The 18,462-nt window shown below is 63.4% G+C and carries 24 protein-coding genes and 1 tRNA gene; 14 read left to right on the top strand and 11 right to left on the bottom strand.

Annotation, left to right across the window (positions count from 1 at the left end; genetic code table 11):
- Positions 1–93: 93 nt before the first annotated feature.
- From NGM29_RS16170 to NGM29_RS16145, 6 genes are all read left to right on the top strand, one after another.
- Positions 94–279 (top strand): DUF7525 family protein, encoded by a 186-nt coding sequence (locus tag NGM29_RS16170; protein WP_254157610.1) that lies wholly within the window; start codon positions 94–96, stop codon positions 277–279.
- Positions 280–388: 109 nt separating this feature from the next.
- Positions 389–613, top strand: a complete 225-nt coding sequence (locus NGM29_RS16165) for a DUF7123 family protein (protein ID WP_253437200.1) — start codon at positions 389–391, stop codon at positions 611–613.
- A gap of 156 nt (positions 614–769) precedes the next feature.
- Positions 770–1,195, top strand: coding sequence for an SRPBCC family protein (locus NGM29_RS16160; protein ID WP_254157608.1), 426 nt, complete (start codon positions 770–772; stop codon positions 1,193–1,195).
- Positions 1,196–1,262: 67 nt separating this feature from the next.
- The gene (locus NGM29_RS16155) at positions 1,263–2,153 is read left to right on the top strand and encodes a carbon-nitrogen family hydrolase (RefSeq protein WP_254157606.1); all 891 of its coding nucleotides are present in this window, start codon (positions 1,263–1,265) and stop codon (positions 2,151–2,153) included.
- 308 nt (positions 2,154–2,461) lie between these two features.
- Positions 2,462–3,169 carry a GNAT family N-acetyltransferase gene (locus tag NGM29_RS16150; protein WP_311136832.1) on the top strand — a complete coding sequence of 236 codons (708 nt, stop codon included), beginning with the start codon at positions 2,462–2,464 and terminating at the stop codon, positions 3,167–3,169.
- Positions 3,166–3,798 carry a GNAT family N-acetyltransferase gene (locus NGM29_RS16145; RefSeq protein WP_254157604.1) on the top strand — a complete coding sequence of 211 codons (633 nt, stop codon included), beginning with the start codon at positions 3,166–3,168 and terminating at the stop codon, positions 3,796–3,798. The genes NGM29_RS16150 and NGM29_RS16145 overlap by 4 nt, the downstream gene beginning before the upstream one ends.
- Before the next feature lie 43 nt (positions 3,799–3,841).
- On the opposite strand, the gene NGM29_RS16140 is transcribed toward NGM29_RS16145, so the two are convergent.
- Both NGM29_RS16140 and NGM29_RS16135 read right to left on the bottom strand, forming a co-directional pair.
- A complete protein-coding gene (locus NGM29_RS16140; protein WP_254160605.1) occupies positions 3,842–4,141 on the bottom strand; it encodes a DUF5658 family protein in 300 nt (99 codons plus the stop codon).
- Positions 4,142–4,485: 344 nt separating this feature from the next.
- Positions 4,486–6,267 (bottom strand): acyl-CoA carboxylase subunit beta, encoded by a 1,782-nt coding sequence (locus tag NGM29_RS16135; RefSeq protein ID WP_254157602.1) that lies wholly within the window; start codon positions 6,265–6,267, stop codon positions 4,486–4,488.
- Between the two features lie 404 nt (positions 6,268–6,671).
- Between NGM29_RS16135 and NGM29_RS16130 the strand changes: the two genes are divergently transcribed.
- Both NGM29_RS16130 and NGM29_RS16125 read left to right on the top strand, forming a co-directional pair.
- Positions 6,672–7,841, top strand: coding sequence for a hypothetical protein (locus NGM29_RS16130; RefSeq protein WP_254157601.1), 1,170 nt, complete (start codon positions 6,672–6,674; stop codon positions 7,839–7,841).
- Between the two features lie 45 nt (positions 7,842–7,886).
- A complete protein-coding gene (locus NGM29_RS16125) occupies positions 7,887–8,144 on the top strand; it encodes a DUF8119 family protein (RefSeq protein ID WP_254157599.1) in 258 nt (85 codons plus the stop codon).
- Between the two features lie 130 nt (positions 8,145–8,274).
- Here NGM29_RS16125 and NGM29_RS16120 read toward each other — a convergent pair whose 3' ends face one another.
- From NGM29_RS16120 to NGM29_RS16105, 4 genes are all read right to left on the bottom strand, one after another.
- Positions 8,275–9,093 carry an HFX_2341 family transcriptional regulator domain-containing protein gene (locus tag NGM29_RS16120; RefSeq protein WP_254157597.1) on the bottom strand — a complete coding sequence of 273 codons (819 nt, stop codon included), beginning with the start codon at positions 9,091–9,093 and terminating at the stop codon, positions 8,275–8,277.
- Positions 9,094–9,319: 226 nt separating this feature from the next.
- Positions 9,320–9,898, bottom strand: a complete 579-nt coding sequence (locus tag NGM29_RS16115) for a SprT family zinc-dependent metalloprotease (protein WP_254157595.1) — start codon at positions 9,896–9,898, stop codon at positions 9,320–9,322.
- Between the two features lie 186 nt (positions 9,899–10,084).
- On the bottom strand, positions 10,085–10,414 hold the full coding sequence (locus NGM29_RS16110; RefSeq protein ID WP_254157593.1) for a hypothetical protein: 330 nt from the start codon (positions 10,412–10,414) through the stop codon (positions 10,085–10,087).
- Between the two features lie 132 nt (positions 10,415–10,546).
- Positions 10,547–10,960, bottom strand: a complete 414-nt coding sequence (locus NGM29_RS16105; protein ID WP_254157591.1) for a DUF7548 family protein — start codon at positions 10,958–10,960, stop codon at positions 10,547–10,549.
- 136 nt (positions 10,961–11,096) lie between these two features.
- On the opposite strand from NGM29_RS16105, the gene NGM29_RS16100 reads away from it, so the two are divergent.
- Complete coding sequence (locus NGM29_RS16100; RefSeq protein ID WP_254157589.1) at positions 11,097–11,432, top strand: DUF5798 family protein; 336 nt, start codon at positions 11,097–11,099, stop codon at positions 11,430–11,432.
- A gap of 170 nt (positions 11,433–11,602) precedes the next feature.
- Complete coding sequence (locus NGM29_RS16095; protein WP_254157587.1) at positions 11,603–12,583, top strand: PLP-dependent cysteine synthase family protein; 981 nt, start codon at positions 11,603–11,605, stop codon at positions 12,581–12,583.
- A gap of 42 nt (positions 12,584–12,625) precedes the next feature.
- Here the strand turns inward: NGM29_RS16095 and NGM29_RS16090 are convergent, their stop codons facing one another.
- From NGM29_RS16090 to NGM29_RS16075, 4 genes are all read right to left on the bottom strand, one after another.
- The gene (locus NGM29_RS16090; protein WP_254157585.1) at positions 12,626–13,036 is read right to left on the bottom strand and encodes a CoA-binding protein; all 411 of its coding nucleotides are present in this window, start codon (positions 13,034–13,036) and stop codon (positions 12,626–12,628) included.
- Positions 13,037–13,239: 203 nt separating this feature from the next.
- Positions 13,240–13,863 carry an RAD55 family ATPase gene (locus NGM29_RS16085; RefSeq protein ID WP_254157583.1) on the bottom strand — a complete coding sequence of 208 codons (624 nt, stop codon included), beginning with the start codon at positions 13,861–13,863 and terminating at the stop codon, positions 13,240–13,242.
- Between the two features lie 219 nt (positions 13,864–14,082).
- Positions 14,083–14,928 carry a geranylgeranylglycerol-phosphate geranylgeranyltransferase gene (locus tag NGM29_RS16080; RefSeq protein ID WP_254157581.1) on the bottom strand — a complete coding sequence of 282 codons (846 nt, stop codon included), beginning with the start codon at positions 14,926–14,928 and terminating at the stop codon, positions 14,083–14,085.
- Between the two features lie 221 nt (positions 14,929–15,149).
- On the bottom strand, positions 15,150–15,332 hold the full coding sequence (locus NGM29_RS16075; RefSeq protein ID WP_254157579.1) for a DUF7511 domain-containing protein: 183 nt from the start codon (positions 15,330–15,332) through the stop codon (positions 15,150–15,152).
- A 155-nt stretch (positions 15,333–15,487) separates the two neighbouring features.
- On the opposite strand from NGM29_RS16075, the gene NGM29_RS16070 reads away from it, so the two are divergent.
- The 4 genes from NGM29_RS16070 to NGM29_RS16055 all read left to right on the top strand — a co-directional run bounded on the left by NGM29_RS16070 (position 15,488) and on the right by NGM29_RS16055 (position 18,146).
- Positions 15,488–15,562: transfer RNA gene (locus NGM29_RS16070), tRNA-Arg, on the top strand.
- 663 nt (positions 15,563–16,225) lie between these two features.
- Positions 16,226–16,522 (top strand): cysteine peptidase family C39 domain-containing protein, encoded by a 297-nt coding sequence (locus tag NGM29_RS16065; protein ID WP_254157578.1) that lies wholly within the window; start codon positions 16,226–16,228, stop codon positions 16,520–16,522.
- Positions 16,519–17,484 (top strand): hypothetical protein, encoded by a 966-nt coding sequence (locus NGM29_RS16060; RefSeq protein WP_254157576.1) that lies wholly within the window; start codon positions 16,519–16,521, stop codon positions 17,482–17,484. Before NGM29_RS16065 ends, NGM29_RS16060 begins: the two co-directional genes overlap by 4 nt.
- Before the next feature lie 479 nt (positions 17,485–17,963).
- Positions 17,964–18,146: a hypothetical protein gene (locus tag NGM29_RS16055; RefSeq protein WP_254157574.1), complete on the top strand. Its 183-nt coding sequence runs from the start codon at positions 17,964–17,966 to the stop codon at positions 18,144–18,146.
- Between the two features lie 6 nt (positions 18,147–18,152).
- Here NGM29_RS16055 and NGM29_RS16050 read toward each other — a convergent pair whose 3' ends face one another.
- The gene (locus NGM29_RS16050; protein ID WP_484549574.1) at positions 18,153–18,413 is read right to left on the bottom strand and encodes a DUF8139 family protein; all 261 of its coding nucleotides are present in this window, start codon (positions 18,411–18,413) and stop codon (positions 18,153–18,155) included.
- Positions 18,414–18,462: the final 49 nt, after the last annotated feature.

The following is an 18,462-nucleotide window of genomic DNA, read 5'->3' as shown; positions in this document are numbered from 1 at the left end:
TCGTGATGCGAACGAATGGGGTCGTTGCCGCGAATGATGGGGTCACTAACGCGAATGAATGCAATTAAGGAGGCCCCCACACAACGCGCCAGCATGGCAGACCACACGCAGACGACCGACAAAGGGGTCGGAGTGGGGCTGGTGTTCGGCGCCGTTGCGATCATCAGCGCACTCGTGATGCTCACGACGGCTCCGGAGATTTCGGCGGCCTGGGGCTTCGCCGCCGCGGTCACGTTCAGCGCGCTGGCGATCGTCGGCATGCACTTCTACTGGCACTGACTGCACGCTGCTCGAGACAGACGACGGACGGGCGGTTCTCTTCGACCGCCATCGGCTGAAACCCCTCTCAAGAGTTAAGGCTACAGACGACCTATCTTACGTACGGACGATGACGGACTACTCCGACGAAGAGCAGCGGATAATCTCGTACCTCCGTGAGAGCGCCGCCCGTGGCGAGCAGTACTTCCGTGCGAAAAATATCGCCAAAGCGATCGGCCTCTCTTCGAAACAGGTCGGCGTCCGCCTCCCCCACCTCGCCGAGAAGACCGAGGACATCGACATCGAGAAGTGGGGCCGCGCGCGCTCGACGACCTGGAAGGTCACGATGAGCTAACCGCTCGGTCTCGGATCGAACGGCCACACGGCCCACGGCTGCACGGCCGAACCACTCGGGGAGTGTGTCGCCCGGCAGCCGACCTATCGAGGCGTGCGTGAACGGCAGTTCGCTCAATTCACCGTCTTTTTACCATTTACCCACCGACAAAGGAGTATGACTGTCCGGATCGATCGGTCGTTCGAGTTACAGGCACCACCCGAGCGCGTCTGGGCGTTCATCGCCGATCCGGAGAAGCGCGCTCGAGCGATTAGCGTCGTCAAAGACTTCACGACGGACGACCCCGACGGCCGACGGGCGACCTGGCACGTCGAGATCCCGCTTCCGCTGGTGACGCGAACGGTCAGCGTCGACACCGAAGACGTCATCAGGCGCCCGCCGGAGTACGTCAAGTTCATCGGCCGGTCGAAGCTGCTCGACGTCACGGGCGAACACGAGATCACCGAGACAGACGGAGGAAGCCGCGTCGACAATACCTTCGTCGTCGACGGACACCTGCCGGGCGTCGAACGCTTCTTCAAGCGTAACCTCGACGGTGAACTCGAGAACCTGCAGCGCGAACTCGAGTGCGAGGTCGAGTGACCGGGACGCCGACGGGCGGGTCACGAGTACGGTAGACGAGACACGCACGACGGACTCACACACCACCATGACCGAAAATACCGACGCGGCGGCGGAGGCGACGACAGACGAGCACGGAGCGGCCGGGCGCGAAGACGTGAACGAGAACGAGGGCATCTCCCTAGCACTCGCCCAACTGGCGGTCGAGGCCGGCGACCTCGAGGGTAACCGCGACCGGGCGGTCGACGCGATCGAACGAGCGGCCGCTCGCGGTGCCGACCTCGTCGCCCTGCCCGAACTCTTCACGGTAGGGTACTTCGAGTTCGATCTGTACGCGCGCAGCGCGGAACCGCTCGAGGGAGAGACCCTGGGCCGACTTCGCGACGCCGCCATCGAGAACGACGTCGCCGTCCTCACGGGCAGCTTCGTCGAGGACCTCGCGGCGACCGACTCGGTGGAGACGCCCGCCGACGAGGGATACGCGAACACTACCGCGCTGCTCTCCGCGTCGGGCAACCTCGAGCTGGTCTACCGGAAACACCACCTGTTCGGGTACGAATCCGCCGAAACCGAACTCCTCGTCCCCGGGGAGGCCATCGAGACGGCGACGGTCTGCGGGCTCACCGTCGGCGTCAGTACGTGTTACGACCTGCGGTTTCCGGAACTGTACCGACGGCTGGTCGACCAGGGCGTCGAGTTGATCCTGGTCCCGAGCGCGTGGCCGTACCCGCGCCTCGAGCACTGGCAGACGCTGTCTCGAGCGCGAGCGATCGAGAACCAGTGTTACGTGGCGACGATCAACGGGTCGGGGTCGTTCGAGGAGGCCTCCCTGCTCGGACGGTCGACCGTCTACGACCCCTGGGGGACGGTACTGGCCTCGAGCGGGGACGACCCCGCCCTGGTGATGGCCGATGTCGACGCGGGGACGGTTTCGGAGGTCCGGTCGCGGTTTCCGGCCCTGCGGGATCGGCGACTGTAGTCTACGCTGCCGAGACCACTGGGTTTTTATCCGCTCGCCTACCACCTACTGATGCCGGTTACAAGACGCTTTTCACGTCACGACCGGCATTGCGCGTCGTCTCGGCCCGTCGCGCCTCGTTCCCGGGAAACGAGGCCAACTCACCGCCTCGCCCACTCCTTTCGCCACATCCGCTTTCTCCTGTGCCCCCGAGGCTGCTGTCGTCACACTCTCGTGAGCGATGACGACGAACTCGCGCAACAATATCTATTGTGGCTGGTTAACACACCCTGGATAGTACTTTTTACCCCGCGTTCGTCTCGGTCGATATGACCGTGCTCTTTCCCGAGGTGATCGAAACCGACCGGCTCCGTCTCGAGGCGCTCCACGTCGACGAGATCGACGCCGACCAGCTGTTCGACCTCTACGAGATCTGTTCGTCGGACCCGGGGATCGAGGAGGTGACGAGGTACGTCACCTGGGATCCCCACCGGACCCCAAAAGAGACCCTCGAGTTCCTCGAGTACGTCAGCGAGCAGTGGGACGACTCGAACGGCGGCTCCTACGCCGTGTACCTCCGCGACGGCGAGGACAGCGCTGGCGCGTTCGCCGGCGACGCCGGCTTTTCGGTCGACTGGGAGAAGCGAACCATGACCCTCGGGGTCTGGTTCCGCAAGCGCTTCTGGGGGCGCGGGTACTCCGGGGAGCGCGCAGCCGCGTTTATGGAACTCGCGTTCGAGCGCCTGAACCTCGAGTTGGTGGCCGTCACGGCGCTGGTCGACAACGAGAAGTCGAACCGCGCGATCGAGCGCTACACCGAGGCCCACGGCGGCGGCCGCGACGGCCTCCTCCGCAACTGGCGCGTCCAGGACGGCGAGCCGATCGACCTGTATCGCTACAGCGTCTCCCGGGAGGAGTACCGCGAGTGCGAGGATCGGCTGGACGTGGGCGTCTCGTTTTCGGACGAGTCTCGAGGGCAACTCGACGCGGGGGTACGAGAAGAACGAGCGGACGAGGGCACTGACCGGGGTCGATGAGCCACCTCTTTCCCGACACCATCGAAACCGACCGCCTCCGCCTGGAGCGACTCTCGAGCGAGACGGTCGACCCGCTCGCGTATTACCGGATCTGTGACTCGGACCCGGCCATCGACGACGTGACGAGGCACACGCCCTGGGACCCACACGAGACGCCGAACGAGACCCTCGAGTTCCTCGAGAACCGCGAGGACGCCTGGAACGAATCGCGATCGGCGGACTACGTGATTCGACCGCTGGACAGCCAGGGCGAGGCCGACGAAATCGCCGGCACCTGCGGCCTCGGCGTCGACTGGGCGAAGCGAACCGGCGACCTGGGGATCTGGCTCCGCGAGCGCTTCTGGGGCCAGGGCTACTCAGGCGAGCGGGCCGACGCACTCGTGACCCTCGCGTTCGACCGCCTCGACCTCGAGGTCGTCTCGGTGCTCGTCCAGGCGGACAACGAGCGCTCGCTCCGAGCCTGCGACCGGTACGTCGAGCGCCTCGGCGGGAGCCGGGACTGTCGGCTCCGGAACTGGTGGACGATGGCCGTCGACGAACCGGCCGACGCGATCCGATACACGATCACGCGAGCGAGTTACGACCCGGGGAAGAGGCGATCGGCGGTATCCCTCGAGGCGAGTCGGTGAGCGGACCACCGCGTCCTCAACCCATTGCTCTCACGCCACCGACTCAGAGAACCGATGAGATCAGGTAGACGTTGAGCACCACGGCCGTCACCCACGGCAACGCGAGCGCCGCTGGGATGATCGGCCGGTAGGTTCGTTCGAGGACGGTTCGGCAGACGAGCGCGACGGCGACGGCGCCCGCCTTGAGCGCGAGCATCCCGAGGAGCCCCCAGTTGTCGATCACCCCGCGGGCGACGGGGTTGGACTCCGCGAGGCCGAGCTGAAGGCCGACGAACGTCGTGACGACGTCGCCGACGAGCGAGACGGCGACCACCAGCCAAAGGATGGTCTCGAGGCCGTCCATCCGGGCCGTCTCGAGTCGAAGGCGACGAGACTGCTGGACCCGGGCGCGGAGGCCGTCCGTTGACATACGCTCCCTGCCGGAATCGAACCGGCGCGAACCAGCGAGAGCGTCTCCCGCTACCGCGGAGCCGGCTATTGTTATGGAGTCTCGAGGACAGTGTACGCTCGAGTTACTGGCGAGTAAGCGGACGCTACAGGCCGTAAGGCGGTCGGCGTCGGCTACACTCGCAGGAGATCGTAGTCGGCCGCACTCGCGGGCGATTGGCATCGCTCACACTCGCTCACGAGTGCGTCGAAATACGCGTCGAGTGATCGCCTGTCGGCTCACAGAATGCGCCTATCGGCTCACAGAATCGTCCCGTGTTTCTTGCTCGGCAGGTCCTTCTCGAGCCCCTCGTAGAATGCGAAGCGGTTGGCCAGTTCCTCCCGGAGCGAACTCGGAGGAACGATCTCGTCGACGACGACCTCGCTGGCCATGCGGTGGATGTCGATGTCCTCGCGGTACTCCTCGCGGAGGCGGGCTTCCTCCTCGGCGCGCTCGTCCACATCGTCGATCTCGGCCAGTTTTCGGGCGTAGACGGCGTTGATCGCCGCCTCGGGGCCCATGATGGCAATCTCGCCCGACGGGAGGCCGATGATGCTCTCGGGATCGTAGGCCGGGCCACCCATCGCGTAGATGCCCGCGCCGTAGGCCTTCCGGACGATGACCGTCTGTTTGGGGACCGTCGCCGATGACGTGGCGTAGATGAACTTCTTGCCCTTCTCGAGGATGGCGTCCTTCTCGACCTGCGAACCGGCCATGAAGCCGGGCGTGTCACACAGGTACAACAGTGGAACGTTGAACGCGTCGGACTTCCAGATGAACTCGGCGGCCTTCTCGGCGGCGTCGGGGAAGATGGCCCCCGCGCGGTGGGCCGGCTGGTTGGCGACGATGCCGACGGGACGGCCGTCGATCCGGGCGTAGGCGGTGATGATTTCCTTGCCGTAGTCGGGTTTCAGCTCGAAGTAACTGCCCGCGTCGACGACCCGCTCGATGACGTCGACCATGTCGTAACCCCGGTTGGGGTGCTGGGGTACGATGGAGTCGATGCCGTCCGGGGACTTTTCGGGGGCTCGAGGCTCGCTTCGAGGCGGGTTCTCGTCGGCGTTGTCGGGCAGGTAGGTGACGAGCTGGGCGACGAGGTCGCGGGCGTGTTCCTCGTCCGTGGCGACCAGGTCGGCCGACCCGGACTCGGTCGCGTGGACGCGAGCGCCGCCGAGCTCTTGCATACTGATCTTCTCGCCGGTGACCATCTCGACCATCCGCGGCGAGGCGATGGCCATCGCGGACATCCCCTCGACCATGATGGTGAAGTCGGCGAAGACGGGCGTGTAGGCTGCCCCGGCGATGCAGGGACCGTAGAGGACGCAGATCTGTGGCACGCGCCCCGAGAGCATCGAGTGGTTGTAGTAGTACTTGCCGATCCCCTCGCGGTTAGCGAAGAAGCCGGTCTGCTGGTCGATTCGCCCCCCGGAGGAGTCCATCAGGTAGAGCACCGGCTGGCCGGTCTTCAGGGCGCGCTGTTGCATCCGCAGGAACTTCTCAACGCCTTTGGCGGCCATCGATCCGCGTTTGACGGTGTAGTCGTTGGCCATGAAGTGCAGGTCCCGGCCCTCGAAGGTGGCCGCGCCCGTAATCAGGGCGTCCGCCGGGAGGCGGTCGTCCGCGTCGAACTCCGCAAATTTGCCGTCCTCGAAGAGGAACTTGCTGTTCTCGCCGTCGAACCAGAGGTCGATCCGGTCGCGGACGAACAGTTTCCCCTCCTCGGGCAACTGTTCCTTGTACTTCTCGTGGCCCCCCTCGAGGATCTCCTCGATTTCCTCGAGGAGTTTCTCCTCGCGTTCGGTCGGGCCGAGGTCGTCCTCCGTGGCGGACGCCGTGGCAGCAGCCTGATTGGTGGCTGCGGCGCCTGTGGCGCCGTCGCCGTGGCTCGAACTCGAGATCGAATCCGGCGGCGAGACGACGACGGCCGGTTCCTCCCCGTCGCCGACGTATACTTCGACTTCGTTCCCGACGTACTCGGCCAGCGCCGTCCCGATCGCCGACGCCTCCTCGTCGGACGCACCCGGTCCGATACGAACGTTCATGGCAAATTCTGCGAGGAGGGGGGAAAAACCGTTTTCCCTTTCGTCCGGTCGCGGGGTTCGTGATACCGTATTACATCCCTCGGAGCAGTCTCCTGACGTACCGTGTCGCACCCCTCGAGACAGTCTCTCGGCGCGTCGGCGAGTAGGGGAACCGAACGACTCGGAGATCGGCGAAGGACGCTGAGATGAGTGCGAGACGAGTGCGAACGAGTGGCGGTTCCGAGCGCCAGCCCCCGTAACCTCCGCCACAATAGTGCACGCTCGACGTGTACCCCGGACTCACGCAAGTACACCAGTTTAGTGGGTAAGTGTGGATTGTTCGATCTGTGCACTCGACCTGTCGATGTACGGGAGAATTAGCTTTCCCCGTAGGAGGGCCATCTACGCTCGTCTCTCGAGCCACGATGAGTTCTGATACCGACGGGTCGACCGAACAGCGACTGGCGTCTCTCCGCGAGCGGGTCGCTCGCGGCATGGATCGACGCGAGTTCATCAGGACCCTCGTCGCGGCGGGGTACAGCCTCGGCCTGGCTCGCGTCCTCGGCGTCGACGACTTCCTCGCCGCAGAAGACGGCGAGGTTCCCGTCGTCACGGCCCTCGTTCGGACGGACCCCGACGACCCGTGGTCCGTCGACACCCGCACGCGATCGGTGCCGGCGTCGTGGTACGCCAGCGTCTCCAAAGCGTTCGAACTCAACGAACTCCTCGCGGAGTCGACGATCACCGGCTACCTCGGGAGCGCCGTCGTCCCGGGAACGTACGACGACGGTGGCGCGACGATCACCGTCGAAGTATCCGTCGAAGCCGACGCCGTTCGCGATGTGGTCGATCGGGCGGTCGACGGCGTGTCGATCAACGTCGATACCATTCGAAATCTGGACGGCCTCGAGGACGACGTCCAGCGCGAACCTCGTCGAGCGCGTGACCCGGCGTCGACGCTCGTTCCGGCCGGCATCTCCTGTGAGACCGATACGAGTATCGCCACACTCGGACCGGCGCTGTACGAGCCCGGGACCAACTCCCGCTACTTCTCGACCGCCCACCACGCGTTCGACAGCGTTGAGGACGCGCGCGGGGCGACCGTCTCCCTCCCATTCGAGAACGGCCAACGGACAGAACTCGGAACGGTCACCGAGAGCTATCCGGTTGCGGACGTCGTAACCATCGAACCGACGGGTCCGTACCGGCCGAGCAGCACGATCGACGGAGACCGCCAGTACGACATTCAGGGACAGTTCACCCGGTACGGCCTGGCCGACCTGGTCGCCCGGGACGAGCCCCTCGAGAAAGTCGGCGCGCTCACCGGCCAGACGAGCGGCGAGATCCAGGGCATCGACGCCGTCTCCTGTCTCACCGGCTCGGTGTGTCGTCGCGGCCAGCTACGATGGGGCGACGAGACGGACATGGCCGACGGCGACAGCGGGTCGGTGAGCTTTCACGCCGACCCGGTCAGCGACGACGAGAGCGTCCTCATCGCGGGCTTCAACAACGCCCGAACCTGGTGGCCCGGTCAGAGTTACGTCTGGGGTATCGCGGCCTATCAGCTGACCGAACAGCACGGGTTTCACTTCTGAACGCACGTCAACGTCAACACCTGCTCACGAGAGCACCTAATACCAATGACCACCACATCACGACGACACGACTCGACCGACGGCTCGCGATCGTATCGGACGCTCGTCCTCGGCTGGATCCGACTCCTCGCGGACCTCGCTATCCTCACCCTCTGGACGGTCTTCCTGACGCTCCTGTTCCTCGAGACGGCCTGGCCCAGGTGGGCGTTCTACGTGCTCCTCGTCGGCGGAGCAGCAGGGTACGTTGCCATCACCGCTCCCTGGATCCGCGCGGGTGCGGTGACTCGGCAGGCGGAAGAGTAGAATAGGAGTTGTTGCCGTCGCTCGACGGTGGACGAATAGGACACGAGTCGCCGCCATCACTCGGCGGGTGGACGAGTACAACCGGAACCGCCGTCACTCGACGGGCAAACGGGGAAGACAGGAGACGCCGTCACTCCCCAGGATAGTTCTCGGCGTACTCGAGTTTGTGCCTGAACGCCCGGTACGCGTTTTCGCCCTGTTCGGTGAGCGTGATCACGCGACGCCGACCCACCGACTCGATCTCGACGTAGCCGTCGGTCTCGAGCGGATCCAGAACGTGCGTGTCGAGGACGCGAAAGGCACCCTTGTCCTCGCCGCCGGGGTGGGACTCCGGTGGGGCGCGATCGGCCATGAACGAGAGGCCGACGTCCCGGGCGAACTCGATGCAGTCTTTCTTCTTCGGTGGCGTCGTCCGGTCCTCGTGATAGCCGTCCCAGGCCGCGGGGTCGGCGAGAAAGCCCATGATCGCGATCTGGTCGCGGGTGGGCGACTCGATCGGATAGGTCGGGAGGCCGTAGACGTCCGCGGCCCCGTTCGAGATCGGTGCCATCGTCGGATCGTGTGCGTACCCCTCGGGTTCGACGTAGTAGGCGGTCGCGTCGGTCGAGACGTCCATGCAGGCCATGGTCGCGCCGATGGCCGCGATGGTGCCGCCGCCGGAGACGTTCACGTAGACGGAATCGGTCGCGTGCTCGTCGGCCAGGGTCGTCACCTCCCCGAGGACGGCGTAGACGTCCGTCAGATCGCACTCGCGGCGACGAACCGTGGCCGCGGCTGACTCGAGATCCGTCACGAGGTCCTCACGGTAGTCGGGGACGACCCGATCCGGATCGTCCGTCGGGTGCTCGAGGAGGTAGACGAGGTCGGCCCGCTGGTCGCAAATCGGCTCGAGGACGCGGTCGAACTCGTAGCCGAGGGGCACGATGTGTACGCGCTTGACGACGTCCATACGACGACCGCCCACGGCAGGGAGATAACTGTACGGGATTCCCTCCCGATCCGACGAGTGCAGGGTATTCGGGGTCGGTTGTCGAGTACCGAGAATCGAGTACCAGGCATCGGACAACGAGCAGCAGGCACCAATCGACGAACCTCGAGCACCGAGAAAAGGCACTGAATTCCGGGCGTTCCTAGCGAACAGACGTCTCGAACCCTCGAGATCGCGTTCCCTCTCGCTACCAGTCGTCGCCAAGGGCGGCCTTCGCGCCGCCGTACTCGCTCGCGGTCGTCCAGCGCCGACCGCTCTCGGCGTGTTCGACGGCGTAATCGCTCCCGCAGTTTCCACAGCGGTATCGTTCAGGCGTCGTCACCGGGGTCGACGCACGGTGGCGACGCGCCCGCCAGTCGCAGTCATCGTTCAGACAGCGCAGGACGTACCGCGGTTCCGCGAACGAGGGACAGTGACGCGGGGCCTCGAGTTCGGCGGCAACGCGGCGAAATCGCTCGCCGTGGCCCGACTCGCCGAAGCGCTGGTACTCCCAGGCGTGGACCAGTTCGTGACGAACGACCGCGGCGAAGGTCTCCCAGTCGTAGGCCTCGTAGGCCCGCCGCGAGAGCACGATGGTCGCCACCTCGCGGTCGGCCTGCCAGCGGCAGGCCCCCGCCCGACGCTTCGCTCGCGCCGAGACGTCCCACTCGAGGCGGTCCCAGTCGACGTCGATGTCGACGTCTCGCGCGTGGATCCGGGCGCGAGCGAGGAGTTCGTCGTCGATGGTGGGCGACGGGTCGATGTCGCTCGAGTCGGCGTCGGACACGGGTTACCGACCGCGACGAATTCTCGAGACGTAGTCGTTACGGTCGTGACTGCGTGTCCGCTCGAGGTTGTTATCGGTGGTCGGTGACTGGATGTGTCACGCCAGATATCGCGGTTGTCGTCGCCATCACCGTTACCGTCGGCGTTGCTGTCGCTGGTCGCACGATAGAGCGAAGAACCGAGAGGATCAGTTCGTGACGCCGTAATCGACGTGAACCGTCGGGACGCTCGTCGATTCGGGGGCGGTGTTTCCGTTCCAGTCGACGACGCGTACGTTCGCCATCTCCCCGGAGAATCGGAACCGCCTGACACCGGTGTCGACCGCACCTTCGGCGCCGCTTCCGGAGACGACGGTGGCCGACTCGGTGGGTTCGTCGTCGACCATCTCGATGTCGCCGTCGACCGTGATTTCGAAACTCGAGGGGACCCCGCGACCGACGATGGTCACGAGGTTCGGGAGGGTGGAGTGGTGTTGTGGTGTTTGCGCGTCGTCTGCTGCCGGAGTGTCACGTGCCATACCCGATAACCTGAGTAGCGCGTCATAAGCTTTCCTGTCGAAATATTGGTAGAACAGACGGACTGTGACGGCGGCGGTAGTTTTCAGCCTGCTGAATCGTGTTCGGGAGAAGCGAGAACGGGCCGAACAGAATCAGACGAGATCGAGCGTCCAGGCGTACCAGACGGCAGCAGCGGGAATCACGGCCGAAATCGCGGTCGTGAGCCAGCGATGGTACACGAACCAGTCGGCGCCGGCCTCGAAGGCGACGCTTTCAGGGACCGAAACGGCCCAGAGGGCCGTCACGGCCAACAGGACCAGTCCCAGGACGAGCGTCACGCCGGCGACCAGGTCCGGTTCGGTCCTGGCCTGTCTCCCCGCCGCGAAGAGGACGACTGCGACGAGCGCGAACAACGAGAGCAGGTTCGGGCCAGCGATCCCGGCGGCGTAGTACACCTCGAGGACGCTCGTGTCGACCTCGAGGAGGACGTACGGCGCGAGTGCGGCGAGCACGTACGCGAGCGCCGCGACGACCCCGAGCGTGGGTGGTCGCTGGTGTGGGTACATGCTCGAGGGATCGAAGGCGGATCGTTTAATTGCGGCGATTGTCGAGCCCTCACGCGAACCTGGAGGCGAGGGCGAGCGGATACGCGCGACGAGATGGAAGACAACACTCAACCCGCTGGCGCTCGCATCGGCTGGTATGGGACTCGGCAGTACGGCCAAGAAGATCCAGAGCCTCTCGGATCGCGCGGAAGCCATGTATCGCCAGGTGCAGGAACTCCAGCAGCGAATCATCCACCTCGAGGAGGAAGTCGACGACACCCACAACACGGTGACGAAGCTCGACCACAACGTCACCGAACAGCGGGCGCTCCTCCTCGCGATCGCCGACGAGCACGGGATCGACGGCGAGCAGATCCTCGCCGATGCGGCGATCGACGACCCGGAGGGAACGGACGCCGAGGAATCGACTCAGACGGAAGGGAACGCGGATGAAGACGCAGACACCGACGTGCCGGCCCAGCCGAGCGAGTAACGACCGGCTTCGATCCGGCGTCGGTATTCGATCCGGCGTTGGTATCGGCCACCACTGGAGACAGGGTTTTCGGCCCAGCACGGCTTTTTCTGGCGGCTCGCGCTCCGAACTGACGCCCGCGCCAGTGCTGATGAGAAGACCTAACAACAGGGGTAACATTTGCCAGCACGATGACGACCTACGAGCGACCGTTGGATTCGGTGCTCGAGACGATCGGTGAGACGCCGCTCGTGCGGATCCACGAGGGACCGACCGACATCCCGATCTACGCGAAACTCGAGACGTTCAATCCGGGGGGGAGCGTCAAGGACCGTATCGGCCGCTACATGCTCGAACGGATGCTCGAGCGTGGCGACGTCGCACCCGGTGGGACGATCATCGAACCGACCGCCGGCAACACCGGCATCGGCATCGCCGTCGCCGCCGGCCAGCTGGGACTCGACGCGATTTTCGTCGTCCCCGAGCGCTTCAGCGTCGAGAAACAGCAGCTGATGGCGGCGCTCGGTGCCGAGATCATCAACACGCCGAGTTCGGACGGGATGGACGGGGCGATCGAACGGGCCCATCAGCTGGCCGAAGAACTCGACGACGCCGTCGTCCCCCAGCAGTTCTCCAACCCGCTCAACACCGAAGCACACTACGAGACGACCGCCCCCGAAATCTACGAGGCCCTCGACGGATCCGTCGGCGCCGTCGTCGCCGGCTGTGGGACGGCCGGGACGCTCATGGGTCTCGCTCGCTACGCTCGTGAACAGGACCCCGAAACCTACGTCGCCGCCGTCGAACCAGAAGGCTCCCTCTACGGCGAATTCTTGGGTGAAGATCGCGAAGAAGGCGAGTACAAGATCGAGGGGATCGGCACGCACAACGTCGAGACGAACGAACTGTTCGACCCCGACCTCGTCGACGACGTCTTCGCGGTCGGCGACCGGGCGGCCCACGACGAACTCGCGCGTCTCGCCGCCGAGGAGGGCCACCTCGTCGCCTCGAGCGCCGGCGCGGCCAGCGTCGCCGCACGACACGTCGCCGAGGGAATCGCCAGCGGCGAGATCGACGCCCCTCACGAGTCGGTCGTCACGGTGTTCCCCGACTCGAGCGAGCGCTACCTCTCGAAGGGGATCTATCGCTCGTTCGAGGAGTGGGAAGGGTGACGGAAAGCGGATTCGTTCGCTAGTCTCTACTACTGCCCAAAACTACGCCATCAACCGCCGGTGCTCGACCTTCATACACCGATCCTGGACGACCGTCCGACCCGCGTCCTCGGCTCGCTTGGTGGCGGCCTCGTCGCCGATTCCCAGTTGCGTCCAGATGACGTCGGCGTCCGCCCGCTCGAGGGCCGCGTCGACGATGCTCGACACCTCCTCGTTGGGCCGAAACACGCAGACGACGTCGATCTCCTCGTCGACGTCGGCGAGTTCGTCGACCGCCTCGCGACCGAGGAGTTCGTCGGCGTACGGGTTCACTGGGATCACGTCGTAACCGTGCTGGTGTAGATACGTCGGAACGTCGTGTGCTGCCTTCCCCGGCGTACCCGAGCAGCCGACGACGGCGATCGTCTCTCGCTCGAGAATCTCCTGCAGCGTGGCATCGTCGGTTACTGGCATGATGCGAGCTTCGTGCTGGAAGCGGGTCAACGTATCTATTTTCTGGCGGACGGGTACTGGAGAGGGTCGTGACGGGGGCTCGACGGGGCTCGATGGGTATTGGACGGGGACTGGTGACTCGAGTCGAAGGACTCTCGACCAATCAGCAGCCGAACGATGAAACTAGCCGGAAAACTGGCTCCACTCGAGACGCACCGTCGAACTCAGGATAATCCAGCCGTTCGGATCGTCTGCTCGCCGTCGCCTCCCTCGTCGATCTCGACGACGCCGTCGAAGAGCTGTTTGAGCGTGTTCATCGTCTGGTCGTCGTGGGCCGTCGAGTCGATAACGTAGACGCCCAGGGCGTCAGCGCTCTGGATTCGGCCGGTAAAGACGTGGAGAAATCGAAACACGGTCTGGAGGTCCGAGTACATGAGCAGCGTCGAAATCGAGTGCAGGAGGATGCGGTTTTCGGTCAATCCACGTACCTCGTAGAAGTCCTGAAGGTACTCAGAGAGTTTGATCCCGATTCCGGTCATGTCGACCGGCGAGGACGCGTACTTGATCCGCGGGTCGTCGTCGGCCGTGCCGATCCCTCGCTGTTTGGTCACGCAGTCGACGACCCCCACGTCTGGATCGTCGTTCATCGTCCGCGTCGTAAACTCGGTGAGAACCTTCCCGGCGCTGTCTTTCGTCGTGACGATTATCGTCCCCTCTCCCCCGTCGGCGCCGCTCGCGAGCACGTCGAGCGCGAGATTGCGCTTCCCTGTGAGCGGCGGCCCAGCAATCAGCACGTTCGTCCCCGGGGCAATCGACTCCTCCGGGCGGACGTCTGCGAGATCGTACATACCAGATACCCCGTTGTCGGCAGCCACGGTCACGGTCGACGGCACTCCCCGGTGACTGCACTGACGTATGGTATGTAGATGCAGTAAGCGGGATATAGTACTTTTGATTATACAGTTGTCTACGTGTGTTTCGCGTCGGAAACGAGAATATTGGATGGCGAATAAGATCGGCAACGCTGCACGGTCGGCTACCCGGTCTCGAGGCGGCGTGACGAAGGACTACGTAAGGAGCAACGCGGCGCGACCGACGATGAACGCCAGCGCCGCGAGAAACATGCCATACTTGAGGTGTGATTGCCCCGCCGTCGGGTTCCGGTAACTCTCGACGGCCGCGTACAGCATGACGAGATCCGCGGGGACGACGACGAGCAGGTACGCGACGCCGAAATAGCCGTCTAGGTACGGAAACGGGCTCGCCACCACTGCGACGACGAGCAGGACCGTCGCGATGTGGAGGGCCAATCGTTCGCCAATCGCGATCGGCAACGTGTTGAGTCCCTCTTCGCGGTCGCCGTCGACGTCCTCGACGTCCTTGATGATCTCCCGCGTCAGCGTCGATACGCCAGCGAGCAGGAACAAGACGACCGCCGCCTGGACGTCGCCGACGGCGGCCGCACCGAACAGGAACGTACTTCCGACGAGGTAGGCCACAAGCGCGTTCCCGATTCCGGGCAGCCCCTTGAAGTACTCCGTGTACGTGATCAGCGCGAGGAGGTTGATCACCGCGATGGCGATCGCAATCGGCGGTAACGTGACGGCGAACGCGACGGCAGCGAGGAACGCGACCAGGCTGAACGCCAGCGCCCCTCGTGGAGACACCGCCTCTCGAGGAATCGGGCGCTGTGGCTGGTTGATCCGGTCGATCTCCCGGTCGAAGTAGTCGTTGATCGCGTTCCCCGCACCGACGGCGAACGCCGTCGCCCCGACCGCCGCGCCCAGGTGCAGCGGCGCCTCACCGACTCCGCCGGCGACGAACCCGCCGATGAACGTCAGCACCGAGGCCGCGACGACGTTCATCGGCCGCGTCAGTTCGAGTAGCCCGCGGATCGTCTCTCCCGTCGCCATGTGCTGGAGTGCTCATCGATTCCGTATAAACGGACCGATACGTCCGGCTGTGGGTGCTCGAGGTTGATCGGGGTTGCTTGAGGACGCTCGAGTTCGGGTTCGGGCTCGGCCTAATCCGCTCGAGGACGAATTCCCTCGAGAACGCCTGAAGACTCCACCGTCGCAACGAAAATGCAGAGTGGACCTGGAGGACCCAAGTTTGGTATACGCCTCCGATGTGATCAGCGCATCTCCTCGAGTTCACACAGCACGGCGCTATCGACGGAAATCCACTGAGTCATCCGCTCGTCACCGGTTGCACCCATGGGGACCATCGTCCAGGTGCCTTCCTCGTCGGTGAGCAACTCGAGTACGTCGGTTGATCGGTCGGTAGGTGACTTGACCGGGGTTTCGGAGACAGTCATGCTTACTTACGAGTTGGTTACCGTTACTGGTATCTATGCTGGTGATTATCACCACCTGGGAACAGGGGCCAGCGGCGGCCTCGAGAGTGAGACCACGTGACTCAGACGACCTGAATCGAGTGACTTATACCGGGTGGACGAAAAGCAGGTGGTGAGGGCGCTTAGCTCAGTCTGGACAGAGTGCTTGGCTTCGGACCAAGTTGTCACGGGTTCAAATCCTGTAGCGCCCATTCTCAATTTAGTCGATTGGAAGTTGACCGAAAGCGGCGAGGCCGTATAAACGATCGGTCGATTTCCGCTCGAGAGTTCATGACGATCTGGCACGGGGGTCGAGGCTGTCGTGCGAATTCCTCGAGAGTTACACCCACGCGCAGGAACATAAATCACGGGCAACACGCCAGTTGGAGTCGCGGCGGTACTGATTGATCAGCACGCGCCCGCGCATGTTGAACCGAAGCCACGAGCTCGGAGGTCGAACATCATTGAGAGCGAGGCGATCACCACAGAGAAAGACCTTTGTATCAGCACTCTAACGTCTACGCCAGACGTGTACCGCTGCCGAGGTGTCTCCCATTTCACGCGCTGAAAGCACACCATCCCCGTGGACAAGGGTGGACGGAATAGACGCACTACGCGTTCCCGGGCACACGCAGCCCGATCGAGAGCCAGAGTGCCTACTATACGCGATGTGGATGACCCTCCAATACATCTCAACTGTTTACCCCTCCGACCCCGTGCAAGACGCGACACCTGTCCTGCGCCCCGACGAAATGAAAAATCACATCCGAATCCGTCAAAGCGGATGGGCGCCGAACCAAGACGACCTCGGCGCCCTGTCAGAGGAAACGGAACCGGTGAATTGGAAGTTGAAAACGTGGCGGGGCGCCCCACCGATGGACTCCCTCTACAGCGTCGTGGAAAACGCACTGGAAGACACCCTCCCCACCATCGCGGTCGTCGACTCGATGCGATTACAAGGTTACGAAGAACCGGGCCCACTGCACGCCGTGGTCGTAACCGGGATGGACGACCGACGCGTTGTCTTGAACGACCCATGGGGGCGAATGTACGATGTCTATCCGAAGGATCTAGTGGCGGACGCTTGGGACACAACGCTTAACCGCCTGATCACAGTTGATCTACACGAACAAGCAGTACTACAAGAAACGCTCACGGAGGACTCAGAATGAACACGGACACCGGACGACTGATCAGCGAAATAGAAGCCCGTAGGAAGGCCGAAGAGACGTTGGCCTTCGAGATCGGCAACTTGCCGCGGTTGGGTGAAGTTAATGTCACGGAGTCTGAGTACATTTATCCGCTAGAAATCCGCCTCCCGCGCGTCATCTTCGATCAAGAACGCGACAAACCGGTCGATGTCAAGTTTATGAAAGCGGAGCCAATCGGCGAGATCGCAGTAGACGCTGCATCGGGAGAGGTGTCGCGATCTCACCTGCACGAGATCGAGTCCGAGATTCGAAGGCAAAAGAAGAAGGTTGAGGACACTGTTCAGAAGGCGCTCGTCCGATCGTCGGCGAAGAAATTCTCGCAATTGCCGTTCCCGGAACACAGGTACACGCCGATCCTCGACGTACTCTCCCACCTAATCATTGAAGGACCGATCACCGCGCAAGAACTGGCCGAGATGAGTTCGGTTGATGAGCAAAAGTACCGTGACTACGTCGACATCCTCGCTGATGTCGACCTCGTCCGGTGGGAGAACGATCAAGTCGAGGCCGATAACATCCTCATTGAGATACTGGCGCAGCCGCACTCGCCGCCCGAGCATCTGAACGCGGCGATGGCGCACTTCTTCAAGAAGGGGGCGGAACACATCGGTACGATCCGTGAGATTCTCGGCCCGCACCTTCTTCTCTCCGGGCACTACTACTACAGCGCGCTGGGGCAGTCTGAAATGCCTCGGATGGGGGAGCACGAGTTCGACGACGTGATGAAGTGGAACTATTCGGGGAATAATCGGAAGCAGAAGCGATTCAAGCTCCCGCGGTACCTCATCCAGCTGGAGGATGTTGGATTGTTGGAGAGCAAGGACGGTACTGGGCCTCGCTCGTGGACGGGGAAGGATGACGTTCAGCGCAATCTCCTTCGGCAGGACGATCTTCTTGCCCCGATTACGGAAGTAATCGCCTGAACGTTACACCTATTGTTCCTCGTCCCACTCGGGTTCTCTGGCTCCGAACTGATCTTCTCAGTCACATGTGATTGATGAGGATTCCGTGAACGGTCGAGCAGAGGCGTGCGTCTCGTAAGTCCACGTCAGGTGATAGCACACGTGCTGGGGGCTAGCATATTGGTGTCGACTAGTGATAGATGATGTGCTCGGCTCGTTCGCACGGGATCCCGTTGCTGCGTTGTTCGCTGCGGCTCGGGCTTCACACTCGCTTGAATAGATCTGGGTCGACAGGGGCGATGGTTCTGCGCGTGTAGGATCTCGAGTCCACAAAAGAGGGACGACTCCCCTGAACCACGGGGCAACGCCCCAGTAAGATGTTCGATGAAGCATCGTCTTAGTTAATTCCGGACTCTATGGGGGTCTAAACTGGTTTGAACCATAATTGATCTCGTAGGTGGGGGTGAAGGTTTAAACCAGAAGCAGCGGCCAATCCGGGTATGATCCCATCACAACACGCTCAGGACGATCTGATCACGATCATCGCACTCGTGCGCTATTCGTACCAGTTCGAAGCAGCTGAACCCCGGAACGCCGATCGGGCGTGGCAGATGGCCATGGAACTCGCCGACCAGCACAGGCTGGATCCAACGGAGGCCGTCCATCAATTCGAGGCGAAATAGAGGGGTCTACTCGCTCCTGTCGACGGGCACGAGGTCGAAGTGCCGGAACCCAACCGGTAATGGATTCTCGCCGTCGACGGGCCTAATGCGGTACGAGTATCGGTCGAGCGTCCGTCCGGTTTCCTCGTTCAGATCGTCCTCGAAACAGTCTACAACCACGCACTTGCTGCCATGGAACCGACTGTCAGCATCGTCCTCGCCCACGTACACACGAACACGGTCGTCGGGCGAGTAGGGTTTCGAAGCGGGTTGTGGCACATCTTCCATCTGTAGGCATTGGGATATGTGCGAAACAACTTAAACCGTGGCCTGAGCA

It is taken from the genome of Natronosalvus rutilus, assembly GCF_024204665.1.
In the GTDB taxonomy this organism is placed as follows: domain Archaea; phylum Halobacteriota; class Halobacteria; order Halobacteriales; family Natrialbaceae; genus Natronosalvus; species Natronosalvus rutilus.
The sequence above is the reverse complement of the archived record's forward strand: the minus strand, read 5'-3'. Positions and strand labels throughout refer to the sequence as shown.